19 protein-coding genes are annotated in these 18,230 nt (G+C 59.8%); 18 read left to right on the top strand and 1 reads right to left on the bottom strand.

What is annotated here, in order from left to right:
- The first annotated feature begins 24 nt into the window (after nucleotides 1-24).
- The 17 genes from DARO_RS14220 to DARO_RS14140 all read left to right on the top strand — a co-directional run bounded on the left by DARO_RS14220 (nucleotide 25) and on the right by DARO_RS14140 (nucleotide 16,011).
- Nucleotides 25-954 carry a catechol 2,3-dioxygenase gene (locus DARO_RS14220; RefSeq protein ID WP_011288504.1) on the top strand — a complete coding sequence of 310 codons (930 nt, stop codon included), beginning with the start codon at nucleotides 25-27 and terminating at the stop codon, nucleotides 952-954.
- 58 nt (nucleotides 955-1,012) lie between these two features.
- On the top strand, nucleotides 1,013-2,473 hold the full coding sequence (locus DARO_RS14215; RefSeq protein WP_011288503.1) for a 2-hydroxymuconic semialdehyde dehydrogenase: 1,461 nt from the start codon (nucleotides 1,013-1,015) through the stop codon (nucleotides 2,471-2,473).
- Nucleotides 2,474-2,508: 35 nt separating this feature from the next.
- Nucleotides 2,509-3,291, top strand: coding sequence for a 2-oxopent-4-enoate hydratase (gene dmpE / locus DARO_RS14210; protein ID WP_011288502.1), 783 nt, complete (start codon nucleotides 2,509-2,511; stop codon nucleotides 3,289-3,291).
- Between the two features lie 17 nt (nucleotides 3,292-3,308).
- Nucleotides 3,309-4,097, top strand: a complete 789-nt coding sequence (gene dmpH / locus DARO_RS14205) for a 2-oxo-3-hexenedioate decarboxylase (RefSeq protein ID WP_011288501.1) — start codon at nucleotides 3,309-3,311, stop codon at nucleotides 4,095-4,097.
- Between the two features lie 116 nt (nucleotides 4,098-4,213).
- On the top strand, nucleotides 4,214-5,386 hold the full coding sequence (locus DARO_RS14200) for an ABC transporter substrate-binding protein (protein ID WP_011288500.1): 1,173 nt from the start codon (nucleotides 4,214-4,216) through the stop codon (nucleotides 5,384-5,386).
- A gap of 163 nt (nucleotides 5,387-5,549) precedes the next feature.
- Nucleotides 5,550-6,416 carry a branched-chain amino acid ABC transporter permease gene (locus DARO_RS14195; protein ID WP_011288499.1) on the top strand — a complete coding sequence of 289 codons (867 nt, stop codon included), beginning with the start codon at nucleotides 5,550-5,552 and terminating at the stop codon, nucleotides 6,414-6,416.
- 4 nt (nucleotides 6,417-6,420) lie between these two features.
- Nucleotides 6,421-7,383, top strand: a complete 963-nt coding sequence (locus tag DARO_RS14190; RefSeq protein WP_011288498.1) for a branched-chain amino acid ABC transporter permease — start codon at nucleotides 6,421-6,423, stop codon at nucleotides 7,381-7,383.
- The gene (locus DARO_RS14185; RefSeq protein WP_011288497.1) at nucleotides 7,376-8,149 is read left to right on the top strand and encodes an ABC transporter ATP-binding protein; all 774 of its coding nucleotides are present in this window, start codon (nucleotides 7,376-7,378) and stop codon (nucleotides 8,147-8,149) included. Before DARO_RS14190 ends, DARO_RS14185 begins: the two co-directional genes overlap by 8 nt.
- On the top strand, nucleotides 8,142-8,855 hold the full coding sequence (locus DARO_RS14180; RefSeq protein WP_011288496.1) for a branched-chain amino acid ABC transporter ATP-binding protein: 714 nt from the start codon (nucleotides 8,142-8,144) through the stop codon (nucleotides 8,853-8,855). The genes DARO_RS14185 and DARO_RS14180 overlap by 8 nt, the downstream gene beginning before the upstream one ends.
- 29 nt (nucleotides 8,856-8,884) lie before the next feature.
- The gene (locus DARO_RS14175) at nucleotides 8,885-9,454 is read left to right on the top strand and encodes a hemerythrin domain-containing protein (protein WP_011288495.1); all 570 of its coding nucleotides are present in this window, start codon (nucleotides 8,885-8,887) and stop codon (nucleotides 9,452-9,454) included.
- Nucleotides 9,455-9,478: 24 nt separating this feature from the next.
- Complete coding sequence (locus DARO_RS14170) at nucleotides 9,479-10,348, top strand: DMT family transporter (protein ID WP_011288494.1); 870 nt, start codon at nucleotides 9,479-9,481, stop codon at nucleotides 10,346-10,348.
- A 6-nt stretch (nucleotides 10,349-10,354) separates the two neighbouring features.
- On the top strand, nucleotides 10,355-11,611 hold the full coding sequence (locus tag DARO_RS14165) for an ABC transporter substrate-binding protein (protein WP_041224415.1): 1,257 nt from the start codon (nucleotides 10,355-10,357) through the stop codon (nucleotides 11,609-11,611).
- A gap of 88 nt (nucleotides 11,612-11,699) precedes the next feature.
- On the top strand, nucleotides 11,700-12,665 hold the full coding sequence (locus DARO_RS23360) for a methyl-accepting chemotaxis protein (protein WP_049758716.1): 966 nt from the start codon (nucleotides 11,700-11,702) through the stop codon (nucleotides 12,663-12,665).
- A 67-nt stretch (nucleotides 12,666-12,732) separates the two neighbouring features.
- Nucleotides 12,733-12,993: a hypothetical protein gene (locus DARO_RS14155; RefSeq protein WP_011288491.1), complete on the top strand. Its 261-nt coding sequence runs from the start codon at nucleotides 12,733-12,735 to the stop codon at nucleotides 12,991-12,993.
- A gap of 17 nt (nucleotides 12,994-13,010) precedes the next feature.
- On the top strand, nucleotides 13,011-13,451 hold the full coding sequence (locus tag DARO_RS14150) for a hemerythrin domain-containing protein (protein WP_011288490.1): 441 nt from the start codon (nucleotides 13,011-13,013) through the stop codon (nucleotides 13,449-13,451).
- 329 nt (nucleotides 13,452-13,780) lie between these two features.
- The gene (locus tag DARO_RS14145; RefSeq protein WP_011288489.1) at nucleotides 13,781-14,752 is read left to right on the top strand and encodes an aldo/keto reductase; all 972 of its coding nucleotides are present in this window, start codon (nucleotides 13,781-13,783) and stop codon (nucleotides 14,750-14,752) included.
- A gap of 11 nt (nucleotides 14,753-14,763) precedes the next feature.
- On the top strand, nucleotides 14,764-16,011 hold the full coding sequence (locus DARO_RS14140) for a benzoate/H(+) symporter BenE family transporter (RefSeq protein WP_011288488.1): 1,248 nt from the start codon (nucleotides 14,764-14,766) through the stop codon (nucleotides 16,009-16,011).
- Between the two features lie 157 nt (nucleotides 16,012-16,168).
- On the opposite strand, the gene DARO_RS22905 is transcribed toward DARO_RS14140, so the two are convergent.
- Nucleotides 16,169-16,342, bottom strand: a complete 174-nt coding sequence (locus DARO_RS22905) for a hypothetical protein (RefSeq protein WP_157037223.1) — start codon at nucleotides 16,340-16,342, stop codon at nucleotides 16,169-16,171.
- A gap of 797 nt (nucleotides 16,343-17,139) precedes the next feature.
- Here DARO_RS22905 and DARO_RS14135 point away from each other — a divergent pair.
- On the top strand, nucleotides 17,140-18,228 hold the full coding sequence (locus DARO_RS14135; protein ID WP_011288487.1) for a glycosyltransferase family 2 protein: 1,089 nt from the start codon (nucleotides 17,140-17,142) through the stop codon (nucleotides 18,226-18,228).
- The last annotated feature ends 2 nt before the right edge of the window (nucleotides 18,229-18,230 follow it).

The following is an 18,230-nucleotide window of genomic DNA, read 5'->3' as shown; positions in this document are numbered from 1 at the left end:
CCCCCAACAACGAGGAGCAAAGACATGGCAACAACCGGTGTAATGCGTCCCGGCCACGTTCAGGTACGTGTGCTGGATATGGAAGAGAGCATCCATTTCTACAAGAACGTGCTCGGCCTGGTCGAAACCGGCCGCGATGCCACTGGCCGCGTCTATTTCAAGGCCTGGGACGAGCATGACCACAATAGCGTGATCCTGCGCCAGGCCGATTCGGCCGGCATGGATTTCATGGGCTTCAAGGTTCGCGACCAGGCGACGCTGGCCAAGCTCGATGCCGATCTGCAGGCCTACGGCGTCAAGACCGAGCGGATCCCGGCCGGCGACCTGCTGGAAACCGGCGAGCGCGTGCGTTTCGTCATTCCGAGCGGCCACACCATGGAGCTGTATGCCGAGAAGACCTGTGTCGGCAACAGCCAGGACAATCTCAATCCCGATCCTTGGACGCCGGAATCCGAGCACGGTATCGCGCCGACCCGTTTCGACCACGCGCTGCTCTACGGGCCGGATATCGAGAAGAACCTCGCCTTGTTCACCGAAGTCCTCGGCTTCTACCTCGTCGAGCAGGTCATGCTGCCGGACGGCAAGGATCAGCTGGCGATCTTCATCTCCTGCGGCCACAAGGCGCACGATCTGGCCTTCGTCCGTCACCCGGAGCCGAACAAGCTGCACCACATTTCCTTCCTGCTGCCGACCTGGGAAAAGGTGCTGCGTGCCGCCGACCTGATGTCGATGAACCGTGTGTCGATCGACATCGGCCCGACCCGCCACGGCATCACCCGCGGCCAGACGATCTATGCCTTCGACCCGTCCGGCAACCGCTTCGAGACTTTTGCCCAGGGCTACGAAACCTACCCTGACTATCCGGTCAAGACGTGGTCATTCGAGGAAGTCGGCACCGGCATCTTCTATCACGACCGCGTGCTCAACGAGCGCTTCCTGAGCGTTGTGACCTGATTCCGGGCCTTGCTCCGACCACCATCAGGAAAACAGCCCCCCCGACAAAGGACCAAAAATGCTCCAGGACAAAATTCTCAATTTCATCAACGGCGAATTCGTGGCGACCAACAAATGGTTCGAGAACCGTACGCCGATTTCCAATGCCGTGATCGGCCAGGTCGCTGAAGCCGGCAAGGCTGAAGTCGATGCCGCCGTCGCCGCTGCCCAGGCCGCCCTCAAGGGGCCGTGGGGCAAGATGACCCTGGCCAAGCGCGTCGAACTGCTCGAAGCCCTGGTCGCCGAAATCAACAACCGCTTCGACGAATTCCTCGAAGCTGAATGTGCGGACACCGGCAAGCCAAAGAGCCTCGCTTCGCACATCGACATCCCGCGCGGCGCGGCCAACTTCAAGGTGTTCGCCGACGTGATCAAGAACGTGCCCGGCGAATTCTTCGACATGGCCACCCCGGATGGCGGCACCGCCATCAACTACACCTTCCGTTCGCCGGTCGGTGTGGTCGGCGTGATCTGTCCGTGGAACCTGCCGCTGCTGCTCATGACCTGGAAGGTCGGCCCGGCGCTGGCCTGCGGCAACACCGTGGTCGTCAAGCCGTCCGAGGAAACGCCGCGCACCGCTGCGCTGCTCGGCGAGGTCATGAACAAGGTCGGCATCCCGAAGGGCGTCTATAACGTCGTCCATGGCTTCGGCCCGAATTCGGCCGGCGAATTCCTGACCACGCACCCGGACGTCGATGCCATCACCTTCACCGGCGAAACCCGCACCGGCGAAATCATCAATCGCGCCGCGTCGGTCGGTTCGCGTCCGGTGTCGCTGGAAATGGGTGGCAAGAACGCCGCCATCGTCTTCGCCGACTGCGATTTCGACGCCGCGATCGAAGGCACGTTGCGTTCGGCCTTCGCCAACTGCGGCCAGGTCTGCCTGGGCACCGAGCGGGTCTATGTCGAGCGGCCTATTTTCGAGAAGTTCGTCGCCGCCATGAAGGCCGGCGCCGAGAAGCTCAAGATCGGTGTGCCGGAAGACCCGGCCACCGGCATGGGGCCGCTGATCAGCAAGGAGCATCAGAACAAGGTGCTGTCCTACTTCCAGATCGCCAAGGAAGCCGGCGCCACGATTGTGACCGGCGGCGGCGTGCCCGACATGCCGGGCGAGCTGAAGGATGGTTGCTGGGTGCAGCCGACCATCTGGACTGGCCTGCCGGAGACCGCCCGCGTCATCAAGGAAGAAATCTTCGGGCCGTGCTGCCACATCGCCCCGTTCGATACCGAGGAAGAAGTGCTGGAGAAGGCCAACGACAACATCTACGGCCTGGCCACCGCGATCTGGACCAAGGACGTGTCGCGTGCCAACCGCGTCGCTCAGCAGATGGAAGTCGGCATCGCCTGGGTCAATAGCTGGTTCCTGCGCGACCTGCGCACGGCTTTCGGCGGTGCCAAGCAGTCCGGTATTGGCCGTGAAGGCGGGGTGCATTCGCTCGAGTTCTATACCGAGCTGAAGAATATCTGCATCAAGTTGTAAGCCGTCAGCCCTTCAACCACGACAGGAAAACAATAATGGATCAACCCACAATAGAGAAACTGGGCGACACGCTGTACGAGGCGCTGCTTGCCCGCCAGCCGGTGGCGCCGCTGACGGCCAGCCACCCGGACATGACCATCGAGGACGCCTATCACGTCCAGCAGCGCATGATTTCGCGCCGCCTGGCCAACGGTGAGCGGGTCATCGGCAAGAAGATCGGCGTCACCAGCAAGCCGGTCATGAACCTGCTCGGTGTGCATCAGCCGGACTTTGGCTACCTGCTCGACGGCATGGTCTACAACGAAGGCGAATCCATCGCGATGGATGACCTGATTCAGCCCAAGGCGGAAGGCGAAATCGCCTTCCTGCTCAAGAAAGATCTCATGGGTCCGGGCGTCACGGCGGCCGATGTGCTGGCCGCCACCGAAGGCGTGATGGCCTGTTTCGAGATCGTCGATTCCCGCATCCAGGACTGGAAGATCAAGATCCAGGACACCGTTTCGGACAATGCTTCCTGCGGCGTTTTCGTACTCGGTGACCAGCTGGTCGATATCGCCAACCTCGATCTTGCGCTGTGCGGCATGGTTCTCGAGAAGAACGGCGAGATTGTCGTCACCTGTGCCGGCGCCGCGAGCATGGGGCACCCGGTCAATGCCATGGTCTGGTTGGCCAACACGCTGGGCAAGCTCGGCATTGCCCTGAAGGCCGGCGACATCGTGCTGTCCGGCGCGATGGGCGCCATGGTCCCGGTCGTCAAGGGCGACAACCTGCGCATGAGCATCGGCGGCCTCGGCGGCTGTTCGGCCCGCTTCGTTTAATCACAAGGATTTCCAGCATGAACCTCAATCAACAAACCATAGCCCAACTGGCCGAGCACCTCGAAAACGCCGAGTTGCAGGCCCACGAAGTGATCAAGATCACCGAAGCGCATCCCGACATGGACTGGGATGATGCCTACGCCATCCAGTACGAAATCCTGCGCCGCAAGCTGGCCCGCGGCGCCAAGGTCGTCGGCCTGAAAGCCGGCCTGACCTCGCACGGCAAGATGAAGCAGATGGGGGTCAGCACCCCGGTTTTCGGCTGGCTGGTCGATTATTTCTCGGTGCCGGATGGTGGCGAGATCAAGCACAGCGAGCTGATCCATCCCAAGGTCGAGCCGGAAATCGTCTTCGTGACCAAGAAGGCGCTCAAGGGGCCGGGCTGCCATATCGGCGGCGTGTTGGCCGCGACCGACTTCGTGATGCCCGGCATCGAGATCATCGACTCCCGCTACAAGGACTTCAAGTTCGACCTGAAGAGCGTGATCGCCGATAACTGCTCGTCGACCCGCTTCGTGCTGGGCGGCCAGGCCACCCCGGTGGCCGGCCTCGACCTGCGCACGTTGGGCGTGGTCATGGAAAAGAACGGCGAGCCGGTCGCCATCGGTGCCGGTGCTGCGGTGCTCGGTCACCCGGCGGCGGCCATCGCGGCGCTGGCCAACCACCTCGGCGCGCGCGGCGAGGAAATTCCGGCCGGCACGATGATCCTCTCCGGCGGCGTCACCGAAGCCATCGCCGTCGCTCCTGGCGACCACGTGACGCTGCGCATCCAGTCGCTGGGAACCGTCAGCACCCGTTTCATCTAGGCAAGGCAGGGTTGGCGAGGATTCCACGACTCACCGGAATTTTCGCCAGATTTTAAAAAGCACGTGATTTCAAAAACGACGTTCAACGCTTTCATACCCAATAAGGAAGAGACAAAATGACAACCACGTTCAAGCACATCCGCAACATTGCACTTGCCACCGCCTTTGCCGCCGCCGGTCTGTCCGGCGCGCAGGCGGCCGACAAGGTCAAGGTCGGCTTCATGCTGCCTTACACCGGCACCTACGCCTCGCTGGGCAACGCCATCACCAACGGTTTCAAGCAGTATGTCGCCGAAAACGGCGGCAAGCTGGGCGGCCGCGAGATCGAGTACTACACCGTCGATGACGAATCCGATCCGGCCAAGGCGACTGAAAACGCCAACAAGCTGGTCAAGCGCGACAAGGTCGATCTGCTGGTTGGCACCGTGCACTCCGGCGTCGCCCTGGCCATGGCCAAGGTCGCCCGCGAGAACAAGACCCTGTTGATCGTGCCGAATGCCGGCGCTGATGAAATCACTGGCCCGCTCTGCGCCCCGAACGTCTTCCGTTCCTCCTTCTCGGCCTGGCAACCGTCCTACGCCATGGGCGAAGTGATGGCCAAGAAGGGGTTGAAGAAGGTCGTCACCGTGACCTGGAAATACTCCTTTGGCCTGCAGTCGGTCGAAGGCTTCAAGGAAGCCTTCGTGAAGGCCGGTGGCAAGGTTGAAAAGGACATGACGCTGCCCTTCCCGAACGTCGAGTTCCAGCCCTTCCTGACCGAAATCGCTTCGATCAAGCCCGACGCCGTCTTCGTTTTCTTCGCCGGCGCCGGTGCTGCCAAGTTCGTCAAGGATTACGCCGCGGCCGGTCTGAACAAGACCATCCCGCTGTACGGCCCGGGCTTCCTGACTGATGGCAACCTCGATGCGATGGGCGATGCCGGCAAGGGCCTGCAGACTACCCTGCATTACGCCGACGGCCTGGATAACAAGAAGGATGCCGCTTTCCGCCTCGGTTACGTCAAGGCTTACAAGATGCAGCCGGACGTGTACGCCGTACAGGGCTATGACGCCGCCCAGCTTTACCAGGCCGGCCTCAACGCGGCCGGTGGCGATGCTGCCAAGCAGGATGCCGTGATCAAGGGGATGGAAGCCGCCCGGATCGACAGCCCGCGTGGCGCCTTCACGCTGTCCAAGGCCCACAACCCGGTGCAGGACATCTACCTGCGTGAAGTGCAGGGGGGGCAGAACAAGGTGATCAGCACGGCCGTCAAGAGCCTGGCAGACCCCGCCCGCGGCTGCAAGATGTAATTGGCGCGGTGGCGCTGCACCGATGCTTTGTCGACTGCGCCTCGCCGTGCAGTAGCACTGTCTTCGGCTTGTCTTCGCGCCTCGGTATTGCGCCGCCACGCCAATTTCTCCCTCTGAATAATTTTTTGGTCTGACGGGCTCACCCGTCCGACCGGGGACTCACATGGATTTCGCTTCTTTCCTGATCCAGACGTTGAACTCGCTGCAGTACGGTTTGCTCCTCTTTCTGGTGGCAAGCGGTCTGACGCTGGTGTTCGGCATCATGGGCATCATCAATCTGGCGCACGGCAGTTTTTACATGATCGGCGCCTATCTGGCCTTCGTGCTGACCAGCACCACCGGCAGCCTGTTTATGGCCATTCTGCTCGGCGTGCCGCTGGCCCTGATCTTCGGGGCCTTCCTCGAGTGGGCGCTGTTTTCCCATCTCTACAAGCGTGACCACCTTGAGCAGGTGTTGCTGACCTACGGCCTGATTCTCGTTTTCGAGGAGTTGCGCAGCTTGCTGGTCGGCGACGAGGTCCATGGCATCGACATTCCTGCCATGTTCAATGGCTCGATCCAGCTCTCCGAGGTGCTGAGCTACCCGGTCTACCGGCTGGTCATCTCGGCCGTCTGCGTCGTGCTCGCCGTGGCGCTGTATTTCGTCATCCAGCGTACCCGTCTGGGCATGATGATCCGCGCCGGCAACCACGACCGGACCATGGTCGAAGCCCTGGGCATCAACATCAACATGATCTACCGCGTCGTCTTCGCCCTCGGTGTCGCGCTGGCCGCGCTGGCCGGCATGCTCGCCTCGCCGATCTCGTCGGTGTTCCCGAACATGGGCTCGCAGGTGCTGATCATCTCCTTCGTGATTGTCGTCATCGGCGGCATCGGCTCGGTCTGGGGGGCGCTCGCCGCTGCGCTGATCGTCGGTTTCGCCGACACCTTCGGCAAGGTGCTGCTGCCTGAGCTGTCCGGCATGGTGGTCTATATCGTGATGGCCGGTGTGCTCCTGTGGCGCCCCGAAGGCATCTTCAAGAAAGGTTGAGACCATGAACGCACAACTCCTGCTCAAACTGCTCGGGCTGGCGATCCTGCTCTGCGTGCCGCTGACCGGCGAATCGTTCTACACCGAGCTGATCGCCAAGACGCTGGTGCTGGCCATCTTTGCCATGAGCCTCGATCTGCTGGTCGGCTTCACCGGACTGGTCAGCTTTGGCCACGCCGCCTACTTTGGCGTCGCGGCCTACGCGGTGGCCCAGCTCAGCCCGAAATACGAAGCGGCCAGCCTGTGGTTCGTGATGCCGGCCGCGGTCGGCATCTCGGCCCTGGTTGCCCTGTTCGTCGGCCTCTTCGTGCTGCGCACCAAGGGCATCTACTTCATCATGGTGACCCTGGCTTTCGCCCAGCTGGCCTTCTTCGTCTTCCACGACACGCCACTCGGCGGTGGTTCGGACGGCATCTACCTGAACGTCAAGCCGACGGCGTCCATCGCCGGCTGGATGCCGTTCGACCTCGATAACCAGACCCACCTCTACTACTTCATCCTGGCCATGCTGGTCCTGGTCTACCTGTTCCTCGGCCGCATCCTGCAGTCGCCGTTCGGCCGCGTGCTGGTCGGCATCAAGAGCAACGAGCATCGCATGCAGTCGATGGGCTACCTGACCTTCCGCTACAAGCTGGCCGCCTTTGCGCTGGCCGGCGGCCTGGGCGGCATTGCCGGCTTCCTGTACGCCGTGGTCTTCGGCTTCGTGACGCCGGAACTGCTCTCCTGGCACCAGTCGGGCAATGTGCTGCTGATGGTCATCCTCGGCGGCATGGGCAACCTGGTCGGCGCCATTGCAGGGGCTTTCGTGTTCACCGGCATGCAGGAAGTCTTCGGCACCTGGAGCAAGCACTGGCAGTTGATCATGGGGGGCGTCATCGTCGCTGCCGTTCTCTTCCTGCCCGGTGGCCTGGCGGCCATTCCGGGCCGCATCAAGCGTTCGCTGCAAGGCGGAGGTTCCAATGAGTGACAACCATAACGAGGCGCTGCTGGTCGCCAACAAGATCACGCGCCGCTTCGGCGGCCTGGTCGCCAACCAGGATGTCTGCGTCGACCTGATCCGCGGCAAGGTGCATGTCCTGCTTGGCCCGAACGGGGCCGGCAAGTCGACCTGCATCAACATGCTGTCCGGTGATCTGCCGCCGAGCGATGGCCAGATTCTGTTCATGGGCAAGGACATCACCGGCCTGACGGCCGCCCAGCGTTCGCTGGTCGGGATTGGCCGCAGCTATCAGCGAACCAACATCTTCCCGAAATTCACGGTGCTGGAAAGCGTCCGGCTGGCGGCGCAATCGCGCAACCAGCAGCCGTGGCGCATCTTCAGCAAGGCACAGGAGCAGAAATGGGCCCTCGACAAGGCCCGGGCCTGCATCGAGGAGGCCGGACTGGGCAAGAAGGTCGACTGGGTGTCCGGCGTGCTCAGCCATGGCGAGCAGCGCCAGCTCGAAATCGCCATGGTGCTCGCCACCGACGCTCAGGTCATGCTGCTCGACGAGCCGCTGGCCGGCATGGGCTCGGACGAGTCGGCCAAGATGGTCGAGGTTTTGAAACGCCTCAAGCCGACGCGCGCCATCCTGCTCGTCGAACACGACATGGACGCCGTGTTTGCGGTGGCCGACACCATTACCGTGATGGTCAACGGCCAGGTCCTGGAATCCGGGCCACCCGCCCAGATCAAGGCCAGCGTGGCCGTCCAGCAAGCCTATTTGGGATCGGAGGACAGCTTCCATGTCTAACATGCTGCTCGAAGCCAAGGAGCTTCACACTTACTACGGTGCCAGCCACATCCTGCACGGCATCGATTTCAACATCCGCCAGGGCGAGGGCATCGCGCTGATGGGCCGCAACGGCATGGGCAAATCGACGCTGATCAAGTCCATGCTCGGCATCGTCCGTCCCAAGCACGGCCGCGTGCTCGTGCGCGGCGACGACTTCAGCAAGGCGCCGACCTATCGCACCGCCCAGCGCGGCATCGCCTACGTGCCGGAAGGGCGGGGCATCTTCCCCAACCTGTCCGTTCGCGAGAACCTGCAGATGTCGGCCCGCTGCGGTGTCGACGGCCAGCGCAACTGGACCTTCGACCGCGTGATGGCCACCTTCCCGCGTCTCGGTGAGCGGATCAACAATGGCGGCTGGCAATTGTCCGGCGGTGAGCAGCAGATGCTGACCATCGGCCGCGCCCTGATGACCAACCCGGACCTGCTGATCCTCGACGAGGCAACCGAAGGCCTGGCACCGCTGATCGCCATGGAAATCTGGCGCATCGTCAAGGAAATCCGCAAGACCGGCATCGCCACGGTGATCGTGGACAAGAACCACGGGGCGGTGACCTCGATCTGCGACCGGGCGATGATCCTGGTCAAGGGCGAAGTGGTCTTCGATGGCAGCAGCGACGAGGTGCGGGCCGATCCGGAATTGATCCAGAAACACCTGGGCGTTTGATCGCCCGGGGTTTTTTGCAAGGAAAAATCATGAATAAATCTCTCGACATCATCCACGATGAACACCGGGCCCTGGCGGCCATGCTCAGCGGCCTGCGTACCCTGGTCGCCGAAATCGAAGCCGGTCGTCAGCAGCCGGATTTCGATCTGCTCGCTTCGATGATCCGCTACGTCGACGAGGTGCCGGAAAAGGTGCACCACCCGAAGGAGGATCAATATCTCTTCGCCAAACTGCGCCTGCGCAGCCCGGAAGCCTTGCCCGTCATCGAGCAACTGGAAGCCGACCATCTGCAGGGCGAGGCGAGGATCAGCGCGCTGCGTGCCGCGCTGGCCGCCTATCGTCAGCAAGGGGCGGCCGGATTGGCCAGTTTCAAGCTGGCCCTGACCATCTACCTCGAGCAGGAATGGCATCACATGAATACCGAGGAGCACAAACTCTTTCCGCTGGCCAAGGCGCATCTGACCGCCGAGGACTGGGCGGAGATCGACGCGGCCTTCCTGGCCAACGGCAATCCCTGGGAGGGGTCTGCCGGCGAGTACGCCGCGCTGTTCTCGAAAATAGTCAATATGGTGCCGGCACCGGTCGGTCTCGGCGGTTGATCGCGCCCCGTTCCCGATCCCCGCATGTCGATGCCTTCCCGTGATCTGCTGGCGACGCTCGCCCCCGGACTGTTCGTCTTCCTGTGGAGCACCGGTTTCATCGGTGCCAAGTTCGGGCTGCCCTATGCTGAACCGCTGACCTTCATGGTCATCCGCTTTGCCGTGGTGATCGTCATGATGCTGTTCCTGGCATGGTCGATGCGGGCACCCTGGCCGCGAGACGGTAGCCAGTGGCTGCGTATCGGTGTCTCCGGTCTGCTGGTGCATGCCACCTACTTGGGCGGGGTCTACGAAGCGATCGTCCAGGGGCTGCCGGTGGGCGTCATCAGCCTGGTGGTGGGCTTGCAACCCTTGCTGACGGCAGTGGGTGCAGCCTTGTTGCTCGGTGAAAGCATCAGCCGGCGCCAGTGGATGGGTTTCGCCCTCGGCCTGGGCGGCATCGCCCTGGTGCTGTCCGGGCGAATCCAGGGCGGCTTCGGCATCGCCGGGTTGCCGGCGGCGGTCACCGCGCTCTTTGGCATCACCGCCGGCACGCTTTACCAGAAACGCTTCTGTCCACACTTCGATTACCGCAGCGGCGCCGTCCTGCAGTTTGTGCCGGCGGCCCTGATTACCCTGCTCGGTGTCGTCGCCTTCGAGGATTTTCGGGTGGAATGGAACCCGTCCTTCCTCTTCGCCCTGGGCTGGCTGACCCTGGTCCTTTCCCTCGGCGCGGTGAGCCTGCTGAATTACCTGATTCGATCGGGAACGGCCACCAATATGGCCAGCCTGTTCTACATGGTGCCGCCATGTACTGCCCTGATTGCCTGGCTGATATTCGATGAAAGACTCAGCGGCGCCGCGCTGATCGGCATGCCGCTGGTTGTCGGTGGCGTCTATCTGGTCCGGAAATAGAGCGCCATGCGAAGCCTGTTTTTTTTGCCAATCCGGATGCGGATCGCCAACGCGGGCGGCGACTGCGGTTGTGGCGAGCAAGTGAATGTCAAACGCAACGTTGTATTCAAGGAAAACCTCGTGAGGCCATCTCTTAGCCGTATTGTTCCTTTTCTGTTCCTGTTCCTGGCTTTGACCAGCCGGTCAGGGTGGGTTGTCGCCGACCTGGGCATCGCGCACGTCGCTCCTTTGACCGGGCCAGTGGCCATTGAAGCGAAGGAGTACAACCTCGGCATCCGACTGGCAATTGCCGCCGCCAATGCCTCGGGTGGCGTTAATGGTCAAAAACTTAGCCTGAAAACGGAAGACGACGAATATACCCCGGAGAAGACGGTGGCCGCCCTGAACCGGGTCGGTGCCAGCGAGGTGCTTGCAGTCCTTTTGCCCATCGGCTCGCCGTCGATGAGCCGGGTGCTGGATGACAGAATTCTTGAGCAGAACAGGCTGCCCATGGTCGGTGTCATTCCCGGAGCCGAACTGTTTCGAGCCAAGACCAATCCCTACCTTTATCACGTCAGGGCCGGCGATCATGAGCAATACCGAAAGCTGGTCGAACACGCCTTGACGCTGGGCCTGAAGCGCATTGCCGTGGTCTATGCCGACATTCCCTTTGGCCGGGACGGCCTGGCAGCGGTCGACAGCTTTTTGCGAGAAAGGCAGCAGCCACTGGTTCTGGAAAAATCCATCCCCGTGAAAGGGGCGATCGATTTTTCAAACGTGCTGGGGGGATTGGAGAAAGTGAGCCCCGACGTTGTCATCGTCATCACGCCGGCCAAGCTGGCTGGCGAGTTCGTGCAGGCCTATCGCGGACGCGGACTGCCAGGCACGATTGCCATGCCTTCTTACGGCAATGCGCCAAGTATTTGCCAAATTGCTGGTGACGCCAATGCCCGCGGCGTGGTCCTGGCGCAGGTATTTCCGAACATCCGGAATACCTCGCTGCCGATTGTCCGGCAGTACCAGGATGCGTTGCGCTTGCACGGTGAGAAAGAGCAGAAGGCCAGCCTTTTTCAGCTTGAAGCATTTATCGCGACCCGCGTGCTGATCGAGGGAATCCGGCGTGCCGGCAGCGATGTGACACGAGAAAAGCTCATTGCAGCGCTAAATGCCATGAGCAAATTTGATCTCGGCAGCTTTGTGGTGTCTTTTTCAGGCGCCAGGCACACAGGGTCAAATTTTGTCGAGATCAGCATGATAGGCAGGGACTGCCAGTTGGTTTACTGAATCTCCTGCCAGGAACTTTGGCCGTCATTTCAGCTGACAAGGAATTGCTTTGCTAACGCTTTATTTGACATCGCGATGGAAGATAAAAATGAAAAATAGATACTGGGTGGCAGGGGTATTGGTGGCCGCATCCCTGACGATATTGGGCCTGGTTTTCCCCGGTTGGCTCAGCGCATATTTTGTTGTCCTGGGCAGCGTCGGGGCGGCAGGGCTGGCAACGGCATACTGGTTCATGGCGACACAGCGCTTACGTCGTCGTATTGAAGGGCTCGAGGCCGAACTGCTGGTGCGATCCGAACGGGAAGCCGATCTGCTCGCCACGCATGAGGCGCATGCCAGCCATTTGGTGGGGGCTGAGGAGGCGCGCCAGGGATTTGTCGAACGGCTCGCTTCGATCCGCCAAACGCTCCAGTCCACGATGTCCTTGAGTGATGAACTGATTCGCGTGGTCGATCAGGCGCTGAACGATATGGGCACTGCCAATGGCTTTGCCCGGGCCAGCGGGGCGAAGGTCGTCGAAGGCTATGAGCTGATGCAACAGGCCAATCGTGAGATCACCCGGCTGGGAAGCAGCCTGCAGCGGGCCCAGGGTGATCTCGATCTGCTGTCGAGCCAGTCGGCAAAAATCAACGGCCTGGTTGCCTCGATTACGCAGATTTCCGAGCAAACCAATCTCCTGGCGCTGAATGCCGCGATCGAAGCGGCTCGTGCCGGCGATGCCGGACGGGGTTTCGCCGTCGTGGCCGACGAAGTTCGCAAGCTGGCGGAGCAGGCCCGGACGGCAAGCGAGCAGATTGGCGGCATCGCCGCGCAATTGACGGCGACATCCCGCGATGCCGCGATCGCCATGCGTGAAACCGATGGCGTCGTGGCCTCCGGACTGGCGGTGGCCTCCAGCGCCCAGGCGGCCATGGAGGAAATTCAGAAGGGCGCACATAAACGGGTCGAGATCGTTGGACAGATCACTGCCGCGATTCAGAAGAAAAGAGAGATCGGAACACAGGTTGCATCATTGCTCGATCAGACCCGTGAAATATGTATGGTGGATGCCTGATGGCCCTGCCGCAGAGAACATCGGGCCTTGTTTACGGAACGAACAGATCAGTACAGGAAAGAAATAAATGCTAACGCTGGATATCGACCTGCTTATTCATTTGGGCAAAGAAAACCCTGCCGATTTTGAATCCATGAAATTTCTTCTGATTCAGAAGGCGATTCAGTCCTGCGCCAAACCGGAACTTGCTCATAAATTGCAATCGGCCATTTCCACCCTCCAGGGTGATCCGAAAGGTCGTGGGGCAACTAATCTGCGGCAAACGATCGAGGAAATGAATGTCGATCTGCGCCTGCTCAAGTATCAGGGTAGTGTTTCCGGAAATTAGTCAGGAAAGGATGATTCATGGACGAACAACAAGGTTTTGCATGGGACGACCGCTATCTCCTCGGGCATTCGGCGATGGACGACACGCACCGCGAGTTCGTGGCATTGGTGGATGCCTTGCTGACGGTTGAAGCCGATGGCCTTGAAGCGGCACTTGCCGATTTTGCACGCCACGCCGAAGCGCATTTCGATCAGGAAAATCGCTGGATGGAACTGGATGGATTCCCGGCGCGGGACTGTCATGTCGATGAACACAACAAGGTGCTTGCCTCGGTGCGCGAAGTGCAGCTCGAACTGGCGGAAGGCAATGTCCAGTTGGTTCGCGAATTGGCCGTGGCGCTGATGGATTGGTTTCCTGCCCATGCCGACTACATGGACTCGGCGCTGTCGACATGGTTGGTCAAGCGCAGCCACGGCGGCCGGCCGCTGGTGTTTCGACGAACCGGCAGCAAGGCCTAGGTCTGGCCTGTATTGAACGTCTCTACCCGAAACTGTGGTTGGTCGTGGTTGCTTTCCGGATTTTCCTACGGTTTGTCCGGAAAGGGTTTCGGGTTTTTTGGCTCGCTTCGGCGAGCCAGTTTTTTTCGAATTGACGGGAATTCCTGACGTGTCAGCAGCATCAATACCAACGGATTCCCAAAAAAGCGTGATCGCCATTGGTGTCCTGCGTGCTGCCGCTGTGCTAGGCACTCCTCAAGCCGGGCGAGGTGATCGCGGCCAAGGATTTGTCGCTTGAAGTTTGCCCAGCAAATATTGACCCCGGAAGTTTTGACTGGATTGGAGCAGAGATGGATTACGTACAGTTTGGCTCGACCGGCCTGAAGGTCTCACGCCTTGCCCTTGGTTGCATGACTTACGGGACGCCCGACTGGCGGCCATGGGTGCTCGATGAAGCGACGAGCCGGCCGTTCATTCGTCAGGCGCTCGATCTTGGGATCAATTTCTTCGATACGGCAGACATGTATTCGCTTGGCGTTGGTGAATCGGTGGTTGGTCTAGCCTTGAAGGATTTTGCGCGGCGAGAGGATGTGGTCATTGCGACCAAGGTTTTCTACCCGATGAGCGACAAGCCCAATGATCGCGGCTTGTCGCGAAAGCATATTCTGGCCAGCATCGATGCCTCGCTGAAACGCCTTGGCACTGATTATGTCGATCTGTACATCATCCACCGCTTCGACCCGCTGACCCCGATCGACGAAACCCTGGCCGCACTCGATACCGTCGTGCGCTCGGGCAAAGCCCGCTATATCGGTGCCTCGTCAATGTTCGCCTGGCAGTTCATGGCCATGCTGGCGCGACAACGCGAGCTGGGTTTGAGTTGTTTTGTCTCGATGCAGAATCATTTCAACCTGATCTATCGCGAGGAAGAACGGGAGATGCTGCCCCTTTGCCGCCATGAAGGCATTGCTGTTACCCCGTGGTCGCCGCTGGCCCGCGGCCGGCTTGCCGGTGCGCAGCAGGCACAGACCAGGCGCGCGATGACCGACAATTTGGCGCATCAATGGTATGACCAGCAGGCCATGGAAGATGCCATCGTCGCGGCGGTGAATAAGGTCGCGCAGGCCCGTGGCGTACCACCGGCCCAGATCGCCATCGCCTGGGTTAATAGCCAGCCGGGGATTACAGCGCCGATCATTGGCGCTTCGAAGGAGCACCATCTGCCCGATGCCATCGCCGGCAGCCAACTCAGGTTGAGTGCTGAGGAGCGGGCCATTCTCGAGGCGCCTTACCATCCACGTCCCGTCGTTGGACACGACTGAGGCGGAGTCTGATGTTTTCTCATCTTGAGCGCCCTGTTGCGAAGCTTTCCGGCCCGAGGCAGGTCTTTGCCGATTCTGGCCTGGGGTATATCGCCAACGGCCTGATCGGTTTCATCTTTTCAGCCACCGGTCCGGTCGCCATCATTCTTTCCGTCGGGACTGGCGGCGGCCTGAGTCAGGCTGAGCTGGCGTCGTGGATCTTTGGCGTTTTCTTCATCAACGGCCTGATCACCATTGCGATGAGCTGGCGTTACAAGATGCCGCTTGGCTTCGCCTGGACGATTCCCGGAACGGTCCTGATCGGTCCGGCGCTGCAACACCTGAGTTTTGCGGAAGTGATCGGCGCCTATTATGTGACCGGTTTTTTGGTGGTCATGCTGGGGGCCAGTGGCTGGGTCAAACGACTGATGTCAGCCTTGCCCATGCCCATCGTGATGGGCATGGTGGCCGGGGTTTTTCTCCGATTCGGTCTGGACCTGGTTCGGGCACTGCATAGCGACGTGGCGATCGCTGCGCCGATGGTTATTGCATTCCTGTTCCTGTCGGCCGTTCCTGCCTGGGGCAAGCGTCTGCCACCAGTGATTGGCGCGTTGCTGGTTGGTGCGATAGCCATCGTTATTCTTGGTCGCATCGGACTATCCACGTTAGAGGGAGTCACGCTGGCTCACCCCGTTATTCAGATGCCAGTCTGGACTCCGGGAGCCCTGGTTGAACTGGTCGTGCCGCTTGCCATCACGGTCCTGGTGGTTCAGAACGGGCAGGGCGTTGCCGTATTGAAGTCGGCGCGCCACGATCCGCCGGTCAACACCATCGCCTTTGTTTCCGGTCTTGGCGGACTGCTCAGTGCGGCTGTCGGCGCGGTCAGCTCATGTCTGACCGGTCCGACCAATGCCTTGCTTACCTCATCCGGCGAACTGGATCGGCAATATACCGCCGCCCTGTCTTTTGGCGTTTTCGGTGTGTTGTTCGGCTTGCTGGCGCCAAGTTTTACCGGCCTGGCGCTTGCTGCGCCAAAGGAGTACATCATGGTGCTTGGCGGACTGGCCATGCTGAGGGTTTTACAAGGCGCCTTCATCGCCTCTTTCGGTGGCGGGAAATTTACCCTTGGCGCCTTGATCAGCCTGCTGGTCACTGTGGCTGACATCGGCATCCTCAATATCGGTGCGGCCTTCTGGTCTTTGGTCGCAGGCTTTCTCGTCTCCTGGCTGATGGAGAAGCGCGACTTCATCGCACTGGCCAACGCGATCGATGCGCCCTGATTGGCTTCTGTCGATAACGCGGCTGATGGTTACGTTCAAGCAGAGCGCTTTTTAGCAGCGCAACAGCCGTTGCTGGGTGAATTCAGTGCTTGTTCAGAGGACTGGCGGTATACAAAAGCCGAGCTTGGCCACGGCCATTCATGGTGGCCGGTGATTTCTACCGCTGCATTGTTGGTATCTGGTTCAGGTCAGAGGCGCACAGCCCGGCCAATTCACCGACAACACGGTTGATCTGCTGCCCAAGCAGCCACCAGCCGCCTGCATATGGGCGGACAGTAACGCCATGGCTGGCGCAAAGCTGCAGCGCTTTCTCTCTCAGTTGCTCAATCATTGCTTTGCCCCGAACGTGAGCCGTTCTGATCTGCTGGAAGACCGAGATAGGCGGCGCTGATGCTCAGGAATTTGGTCGTGGTGTGATTTTGCATGTTGTCTCTCCTGTTTTTGTTTGGTGCGCGGGATTATGGCAGTCAGATGTTAAGGAGATATTTCCGCCAATAAAAAGCCGGGAGTTACCCCGGCCTGATTGTTGAGTTGTTTGGCTAGGCGCGAGGCCGTGCGCAGCCGTGTTGGTTTGATCTTGCTGGAACGGGCGCTCGACTATTGCTGGCACTGACCTGATCCGGAAGGCAACGGAAATCAAGCTTCATCTATCACGCTCGGCGGTCGGTTCCAGCTCGGGGCGTTCTTCGGCGGTCAGTGCCTCTGATCTCCCTTACGCCACGACCACGCAGAATTAGAGCCGGCACCATGATCAGGATGAACAGCACGATGATGGAGAGCAGCAAGTGGTTGTCGAGAATGACCTGAAGCACTGATTTCTCCTGCTACGGTTGCATACTTCATATTAGTCCAAAATTCTCGTGGGACTCAAACCACCTGTCCGAGAACTTTGGAGAACAGGGAGCAGGGCGGGGCAAAGCCCAATTGCCGCGGCTTCACTGCTGCTTCGCCTGCTCGACAAGTTCCCGTCAGGAATTTGCAAGGATGAAAGGCGCCTAATCGCCGCAAGATCAGGGATGTGTTCTCAAGCGCGCGAAGTTTTGAATTGACTTCGATGGGCACGAGCGACCCGGAGCGATCTTTCCACAAAAGTAAGCTCCTCCGTATGGCGGCCGATAGGAGTTCAAAATGTTCAATACACAGCAGGCTTACGTAAATACTTGCCGAGATACTGTGCTCTCAAGTACATCAAAAAGAATGCTTGTCGAAATAGATGAGTGCAAGCCGCATGTCGGTCTTCCGTCACCTGAAAAGAAACGTCTTCACTCACTGGCAGAGCTACTGGTCACTTGCATCGTGCCCAGTCTCAATGAACATGACAACCTGAAAGCGCTCCTGCCTCAATTGGCCGATCTATTGACGGGCATTGGGGTGAACTGGGAGGTCATTGTTGTTGATGATGGGAGTAGCGATGCCACCCCCTTGCTGATGACGGAGTGGGTTAAGAAACCAGGATTCAGTTACCTGCAGCTGTCACGTAACTTTGGGAAAGAAGCGGCTCTGACAGCGGGTCTGGAGGCGGCCAAAGGGCATGCCGTCGTGTTGTTGGACGCAGACTTGCAGCACCCGGTTTCCCTTATCCCGGTCATGATTAAAAAATGGTTATCCGGTATCGACAATATCTACGCGGTTCGCAAAACACGGGAAGACGAGAGCTGGATTAAACGAGTCGGATCACAGCTGTTTTACAAATTATTAAGTACATCTCGTCGTGTCGAAGTACCTGCTCATGCCGGGGATTTTCGTCTGATGGATCGACGGGTAGTTGAAGCCTTGTTGCAACTACCCGAGAGAACACGCTTCATGAAGGGGTTGTACGCCTGGGTCGGTTTCCAATCAGAGGCCATAGAGTACGTACCGAGTGATCGTCTGTATGGAAGTAGTCGATTCGACATCGTTAAGCTTTTGGGCCTTGCCCTGGCCGGGGTAACCGCTTTTACGACCTGGCCGTTACGCTTGGTCAGTGGAATTGGCATCTTTGTCGCGATACCTTCCTTTTTCTATGGCCTCTACCTGGTCGTGGACTACCTGCTGCACGGCCATCAAATCTCTGGTTGGACGACCATCGTGACACTCCAACTCTTCTCTTCCGGGATCGTGTTGTTGTCGATCGGTATTGTTGGAGAATATCTCGCACAAGTATTTGAAGAAGTAAAAGGACGCCCGTTGTATTTGATTCGCCAACGTCTTGGCTCAGGCTCTTTCTACTCGAGCTAATT

This window comes from Dechloromonas aromatica RCB (assembly GCF_000012425.1).
This window is presented reverse-complemented; position numbering and strand designations above follow the sequence as displayed.